We start from the raw sequence: 6,421 nt of genomic DNA on the forward strand, positions 1-6,421 counted from the left end.
TGGTGCATCAGTGCCACGCGGTTTTTTTATGATTGACGGCGGATTACAGTTCCTGTTCGAACAGGGCGAGAATCGCCTCGTAAAGCTGTTCTGTGGTGAAATCTTTGGCCGGTGTCGAAAAAATAGTGTCATCTCCGGCGATACTGCCGAGAATACCCTCGGATTTACCGATGGAGTCCAGCAGACGGGCAATCAGCTGCGCTGCGCCCGGACTGGTACGGATAACCACCACCGAGTCATTGTAATCAATATCCAGCACCAGGTTTTTTAACGGGCTGGTGGCTGTCGGAACGCCCAGTTCCGCAGGCAGACAGTAAACCATTTCCATTTTCGCGTTACGGGTGCGGACAGCACCGAACTTGGTCAGCATCCTGGAAATCTTGGACTGGTTAATATTCTCAAAGCCCTCTTCCTGCAGGGCAGTGACGATCTCCCCCTGAGAGCTGAATTTCTCTTCTTTCAACAGCGCCTTAAACGCCTTGATCAGATCTTCCTGTTTAGAAGGTGCGCGCATAGTCTTTCCTGCAAATTTGGATACGAACTTTATTATTATGCGGAAAAATGCATTTTTATGCAAATTAAACCCTGTGGTCTGACCGGAGGAAACCGCATTAATGGTCAAAACGGGTGATCAGCTCACGTAATTGACATTGCTTATGGCTCTGGCCGGGTTATCACCGGAGGTAAATATATTGTTAATTAAATGAGGTTGTTATCAGTTACGCATCGGTATATTAACGCACATGACTATAAGTGCGCTTAAAGTAAAATAATTGTCAAAATAGTGTTCCTTATCTCATTAACAGATAAGCGATTTGTTTAGAATGGATAACAATAGACAAACAGATTTAAATGCGTGAATATGCAATCAGTCTGTTAAAATATTGTATTCACAGCCCTCATGCACGGATTCGCGCCCGATGCGCAATCGTGCTAACCGTCCCAAGTTAAGGAGTCTCAGGATGAAAGTTGCAGTTCTCGGAGCAGCAGGTGGTATTGGTCAGGCTCTCGCCCTTCTTCTTAAAACCCAGCTTCCTTCAGGTTCAGATCTTACTTTATATGATATCGCACCGGTCACACCGGGTGTGGCAAAAGATCTCAGCCATATTCCGACCGATGTCCGGATCACCGGATTCGCGGGAGAGGATCCTACCCCTGCATTAGAAGGTGCGGATATTGTCCTGATTTCTGCCGGTGTGGCCCGTAAACCCGGCATGGATCGTTCTGATCTGTTTAATGTGAATGCGGGGATCGTCCGTAATCTGGTGGAAAAAATTGCCAAAACCTGCCCGAAAGCATTAATCGGTATTATCACCAACCCGGTGAACACCACTGTGGCGATCGCGGCAGAAGTGCTGAAAAAAGCCGGTGTGTATGACAAAAATCGCCTGTTCGGCGTGACCACGCTGGACATTATCCGTTCCAACACCTTTGTGGCGGAACTGAAAGGGAAAAAACCACAGGAACTGGAAGTGCCGGTCATTGGTGGTCACTCCGGTGTGACCATTCTGCCGCTGCTGTCTCAGATCCCGGGTGTCAGCTTCAGTGATGCGGAAATTGACAGCCTGACCAAACGTATCCAGAACGCCGGTACGGAAGTGGTGGAAGCCAAAGCAGGCGGCGGGTCAGCTACGCTCTCTATGGGCCAGGCCGCTGCCCGTTTCGGCCTGTCGCTGGTTCGCGCCATGCAGGGCGGGAGCAATGTGGTGGAATGCACTTATACCGAAGGTGACGGCAAATACGCCCGTTTCTTTGCTCAGCCGGTGCTGCTGGGCAAGAACGGTGTTGAGAAGCGTCTGGACATAGGTTCACTCAGTGCATACGAAGAGAAAGCGCTGAACGGCATGCTGGATGTGCTGAAAGCCGATATTGCTCTTGGTGAGAAATTTATTAACAGCTGAATTATTAATTAGTTGTATTTATTTTTTCGGACCGTAAATAAAACCGCTAATCATTATTAGCGGTTTTATTATTTTTATGATTATATATTGAAATTACTTAGTTACCTTCATTCTTCTTTTCCTATCTAATAATTCACCTGTGATAGAATCAAAATAACGACTGGGCCAAATCTCTGACGGATGAATGGCGAGAAAGTCTGCGATGAGCCATTCACCTTTCGGCCACGGGCGGACAATCGCGTTGGCAAGTGTTGAGGAGCTGAGTCCCGAATTGCGCGACAAGGCAGCCATACTTGTCCCCCGTTTTTTCAGCGAAGCAATAATATCAGCAGGGTGCCAGTCAGATTTACCGGAATCCATATATTGCGTCCTTTTTATTTCAGATTAATGTTGTGTTAGTGGTATAAATAACGAGTTGTCGTTACATTAAAGATGAATTCAATTCGTTATTAAGAAAATAAAATACCATTATTTTTCTAAATATTTTCTTAAATTTTTTCTTAAAAATATCTTTTTTGAACTCTGTTACAGAATTAAGAAACCAAATGAACATTTGGCGGCAAACAAAGGAATGAATCAAGTAAGCACAATTACTTACTCAACATAAGGAGTTTGTTGATGAAACAAAAGTGGTTTTTACCTGTTATCAGGCGTGATACGTCAACAGCAGCACTGAGCCGGATCTCATTTTCTGCCCGACGGTCATGTTGTCAGTACTTACCGTCGTTGTAATAAAATATGCCGATTATTCACAAAAAGATGATGTTTTATCCTTGTGTTTGTCAAATGAAATCGTAAAAATCGGCATCAATCCGGAAGCTGTTAAATAAATTCAGTGTAGCTAAAGCAGTTGTCATTTTTAGGAAAGTGCCCGGCAAATTCACGCAGTTTAAGCACGGAAATTGCCGATTTTTTGCTGAAAATGGGTTGCAGGAGAAAAGATGAAAAAAGAATGGTATTCCGCGAAGGAATTGGTTGGTTTGGCGGGCTTGCCATCATCTCCTCAAGGTGTCAACCTGATGGCGAGACGGGAAGGCTGGCATCAGCGGCGCAAGCGCGGCGTGCAGGGAAAAGCAGTCGAATACAGTGTCGATAGTTTGCCGGATGAAGTTCAGGCGATCCTGCATGCATGTGACAACAGCGCCAGCTATCAGGCGAAACGGCAGGATGCGTTTCTGATCTGGGTGGAAGCCTATTATCAGCTGACCAGAGAGGAACGGGAAAAAATTGTTACGTTCATTCTGCGGGAAGGGTTGGCCAAACTCATCCAGCATCTTGATGCACAGGAACTTCCGGGCAGCCGGGAGCGGGACGAAAAACCGGAATAAAAAACGGGATCCCCGCGGATCCCGTTTTTTTCGCTGTGATCAGGCGGAGCGGCGGACGGCGATATGAGCCAGACCAGCCAGCGCGTCTTTGTACTGTGAATCCGGTAGTACGGACAGGGCTGCGATAGCCTTGTCGGCTTCCTCTTCGGCACGGTTATACGTGTAAGTCAGGGAACCGCAGCGCTTCATGGCTGCCAGAACCTGTTCCAGCAGATGACGCCCGTTACCCTGTTCAATGGCCTGACGGATCAGTGCGGATTCTTCCGCATTGCCGTTGTGCATGGCGTGGAGCAGCGGCAGTGTCGGTTTGCCTTCGTCGAGATCATCCCCGGTATTTTTACCGAGTGTCGCGTTATCCGCATCATAATCGAGAACGTCATCGATCAGCTGAAACGCGGTGCCGAGATAGCGGCCGTAATCCTGCAATGCTTTTTCCTGTTCCGGTGTGGCACCGGCCAGGATCGCGGCAGATTGTGAGGCGGCCTCAAACAGACGGGCGGTTTTGCTGTAAATAACCTGCATGTAATCCGCTTCGCTGATATCCGGATCGTTGCAGTTCATCAGCTGCAGCACTTCCCCTTCCGCGATCACGTTTGTCGCCTCTGACATCAGTTTCAGCACACGCATGGAATCCAGATCCGTCATCATCTGAAAGGATCGTGTGTAGATAAAATCCCCGACCAGCACACTGGCGGCGTTGCCGAACACCTCATTGGCCGTCTGTTTGCCGCGGCGCATATCAGATTCATCCACCACATCGTCGTGCAGCAGGGTGGCGGTATGAATAAATTCGATCAGGGCTGCCACCTGAATATGTTTGTCGCCGTCATAGCCCAGAGCCCGTCCGGTCAGCACAGCGATCATCGGGCGGATCCGTTTCCCGCCGCCGCTGATAATGTAGTAACCCAGCTGGTTGATAAGTGATACGTCTGAGGTCAGCTGTTTTTGAATCTTTTGATTGACAGCGGCCATATCATCCGCCGTCAGCGCGATTATTTGTTCTGAGTTCATATGACTTGCTTTAACCTTGTTTTTGACATCCCGATCAAAGGTAATGGTTTATGATAGCAGCGTTTTTTTATATTTTATGATTGTACTGTAAAAAAGCTGCAAATAAACGGGTATCTGTAAAGTGACGTTTTTTTACCATTAGATCGTTTTCAGCACTTGTCATTTGCGGCATTTTTGCGTAAAATCCGCGCCCTATTGTGAATAATTTTATAGTGCACTCTGAGAATCAAATTTTATGGGGTGTGCGGAAAGCGGAGTTAATATGTACGCGGTTTTCCAAAGTGGTGGTAAACAACACCGGGTCAGCGAAGGTCAAATCGTTCGCTTGGAAAAGCTGGACATCGCAACAGGTGAAACTGTTGAGTTTGACCAGGTCCTGATGGTTGCAAATGGTGAAGACATCAAGATCGGCGCTCCAGTCGTTGAAGGTGTTAAAATTAAAGCTGAAGTGGTTACACACGGTCGCGGCGATAAAATTAAAATCGTTAAGTTCCGTCGTCGTAAACACAGCCGGAAACAGCAGGGCCACCGTCAGTGGTTCACTGATGTTAAAATTACCGGTATCGCTTAAGTTAATAGGAGAGCAGATCAATGGCACACAAAAAGGCTGGCGGCTCGACTCGAAACGGTCGCGATTCTGAAGCAAAACGTCTGGGTGTAAAACGTTTCGGTGGTGAAGCTGTATTAGCAGGCAGCATCATCGTTCGTCAGCGTGGTACTAAATTCCACGCAGGCAGCAACGTAGGTTGCGGTCGCGACCACACTCTGTTCGCGTTAGCTGACGGAAAAGTAAAATTCGAAGTTAAAGGCCCGAAAAACCGTAAGTTCATCAGCATCGAAGCTGAATAAGTTTTTCACGTCTTAACCGAGTCCGAAAGCCCTGCAAACCTTTTGCAGGGCTTTTTATATGCGTAAAACGTCATCCCGGGTCATACTGAACCGGTAGTCCGGACACGGCAACGTTACGGAGAAAAGTAATGAAATTTGTAGATGAAGCTAAAATCCTGGTTGTGGCAGGAGATGGCGGCAACGGATGCGTGAGCTTCCGTCGCGAAAAATATATTCCGAAAGGCGGACCAGACGGCGGAGACGGCGGTGATGGCGGTGATGTATACCTTCAGGCCGATGAAAACCTCAATACCCTGATTGATTACCGTTTTGAAAAATCCTTCCGTGCTGAGCGGGGTCAAAACGGCCAGAGTCGTGACTGTACCGGTAAACGGGGCAACGATATCACGATTAACGTGCCTGTAGGCACCCGTGTGCGCGATATGACCACCAATGAGATACTGGCGGACATGTTGCAGCACGGACAGCGTCACATGGTTGCCAAGGGCGGATTTCACGGCCTGGGTAACGCACGCTTTAAATCCTCTGTTAACCGCGCACCGCGTCAGCGCACTATGGGTACCCCGGGTGAAACCCGCGAACTCATGATGGAACTGATGCTGCTGGCTGACGTCGGGATGCTGGGAATGCCGAATGCCGGTAAATCCACCTTTATCCGTTCTGTCTCTGCGGCAAAACCAAAAGTGGCGGATTATCCGTTTACCACACTGGTGCCGAGCCTGGGTGTGGTGCGGATGGATAACTCACAGAGCTTCGTGGTCGCGGATATCCCGGGACTGATCGAAGGCGCATCTGATGGTGCCGGTCTGGGGATCCGTTTCCTGAAACACCTGGAACGGTGCCGCGTGCTGCTGCACCTGATCGACATCTGCCCGGTGGATGAAAGTGATCCGGTGGAAAATGCGAAGATCATTGTCGGTGAACTGGAAAAATACAGTGAGAAGCTGGCTGAGAAGCCGCGCTGGCTGGTCTTCAACAAAGTCGATCTGATTGATCCGGAAGAAGCGAAAACCCGCGCTCAGGCGATCGCCGATGCCCTCGGCTGGGAAGAAAAATTCTATATGATCTCTGCGGTCAATCACGAAGGCGTGAAAGCACTGTGCTGGGATCTGATGGAATTCCTCAATACCCATGCCCGCGAAGCGGTTGCTGAAGTCCCGGCTGCGGATGCGAAAGTGGACTTTATGTGGGACGATTACCACAAAGAGCAGCTTGATCAGGCAGAAGATGATGACTGGGACGACGACTGGGATGAAGACGACGAAGAAGGTGTCGAGTTCATCTGGAAGAAGTAATCGTCAGAATCCTGAGCAAAGAAAAACCCGGTGAATA

8 protein-coding genes are annotated in these 6,421 nt (G+C 48.6%); 5 read left to right on the top strand and 3 right to left on the bottom strand.

Going from position 1 to position 6,421, the window contains the following annotated elements:
* Nucleotides 1–43 precede the first annotated feature (43 nt).
* Entirely contained in the window at nt 44–514 is a 471-nt protein-coding gene (argR, locus tag N7387_RS20710; RefSeq protein WP_004234524.1) for a transcriptional regulator ArgR, read from the bottom strand.
* Nucleotides 515–962: 448 nt separating this feature from the next.
* Between argR and mdh the strand changes: the two genes are divergently transcribed.
* A complete protein-coding gene (mdh, locus tag N7387_RS20715) occupies nt 963–1,901 on the top strand; it encodes a malate dehydrogenase (RefSeq protein WP_262861159.1) in 939 nt (312 codons plus the stop codon).
* Between the two features lie 93 nt (nt 1,902–1,994).
* Here the strand turns inward: mdh and N7387_RS20720 are convergent, their stop codons facing one another.
* Nucleotides 1,995–2,261, bottom strand: a complete 267-nt coding sequence (locus tag N7387_RS20720) for a helix-turn-helix transcriptional regulator (protein WP_025154532.1) — start codon at nt 2,259–2,261, stop codon at nt 1,995–1,997.
* A 581-nt stretch (nt 2,262–2,842) separates the two neighbouring features.
* Here N7387_RS20720 and N7387_RS20725 point away from each other — a divergent pair.
* Nucleotides 2,843–3,229, top strand: a complete 387-nt coding sequence (locus tag N7387_RS20725; protein WP_262859305.1) for a DNA-binding protein — start codon at nt 2,843–2,845, stop codon at nt 3,227–3,229.
* 39 nt (nt 3,230–3,268) lie between these two features.
* Here the strand turns inward: N7387_RS20725 and ispB are convergent, their stop codons facing one another.
* Nucleotides 3,269–4,240: an octaprenyl diphosphate synthase gene (gene ispB / locus N7387_RS20730; RefSeq protein WP_025154530.1), complete on the bottom strand. Its 972-nt coding sequence runs from the start codon at nt 4,238–4,240 to the stop codon at nt 3,269–3,271.
* 262 nt (nt 4,241–4,502) lie between these two features.
* Between ispB and rplU the strand changes: the two genes are divergently transcribed.
* The 3 genes from rplU (at nt 4,503) to cgtA (ending at nt 6,384) form a co-directional block, all read left to right on the top strand.
* Nucleotides 4,503–4,811 (top strand): 50S ribosomal protein L21, encoded by a 309-nt coding sequence (gene rplU / locus N7387_RS20735; RefSeq protein ID WP_004241383.1) that lies wholly within the window; start codon nt 4,503–4,505, stop codon nt 4,809–4,811.
* 20 nt (nt 4,812–4,831) lie between these two features.
* Nucleotides 4,832–5,089 (top strand): 50S ribosomal protein L27, encoded by a 258-nt coding sequence (gene rpmA, locus N7387_RS20740; protein ID WP_004241388.1) that lies wholly within the window; start codon nt 4,832–4,834, stop codon nt 5,087–5,089.
* Between the two features lie 128 nt (nt 5,090–5,217).
* On the top strand, nt 5,218–6,384 hold the full coding sequence (gene cgtA / locus N7387_RS20745) for an Obg family GTPase CgtA (RefSeq protein ID WP_025154529.1): 1,167 nt from the start codon (nt 5,218–5,220) through the stop codon (nt 6,382–6,384).
* Nucleotides 6,385–6,421 lie beyond the last annotated feature (37 nt).

Source organism: Morganella sp. GD04133 (assembly GCF_029835375.1).
Classification (GTDB): domain Bacteria; phylum Pseudomonadota; class Gammaproteobacteria; order Enterobacterales; family Enterobacteriaceae; genus Morganella; species Morganella morganii_B.

Bases quoted from the DNA above. Each gene is read 5' to 3' on its own strand.
- rpmA (WP_004241388.1), top strand. From the start codon at position 4,832: ATGGCACACAAAAAGGCTGGCGGCTCGACTCGAAACGGTCGCGATTCT.
- N7387_RS20725 (WP_262859305.1), top strand. From the start codon at position 2,843: ATGAAAAAAGAATGGTATTCCGCGAAGGAATTGGTTGGTTTGGCGGGC.
- rplU (WP_004241383.1), top strand. From the start codon at position 4,503: ATGTACGCGGTTTTCCAAAGTGGTGGTAAACAACACCGGGTCAGCGAA.
- cgtA (WP_025154529.1), top strand. From the start codon at position 5,218: ATGAAATTTGTAGATGAAGCTAAAATCCTGGTTGTGGCAGGAGATGGC.
- ispB (WP_025154530.1), bottom strand. From the start codon at position 4,240: ATGAACTCAGAACAAATAATCGCGCTGACGGCGGATGATATGGCCGCT.
- argR (WP_004234524.1), bottom strand. From the start codon at position 514: ATGCGCGCACCTTCTAAACAGGAAGATCTGATCAAGGCGTTTAAGGCG.
- mdh (WP_262861159.1), top strand. From the start codon at position 963: ATGAAAGTTGCAGTTCTCGGAGCAGCAGGTGGTATTGGTCAGGCTCTC.
- N7387_RS20720 (WP_025154532.1), bottom strand. From the start codon at position 2,261: ATGGATTCCGGTAAATCTGACTGGCACCCTGCTGATATTATTGCTTCG.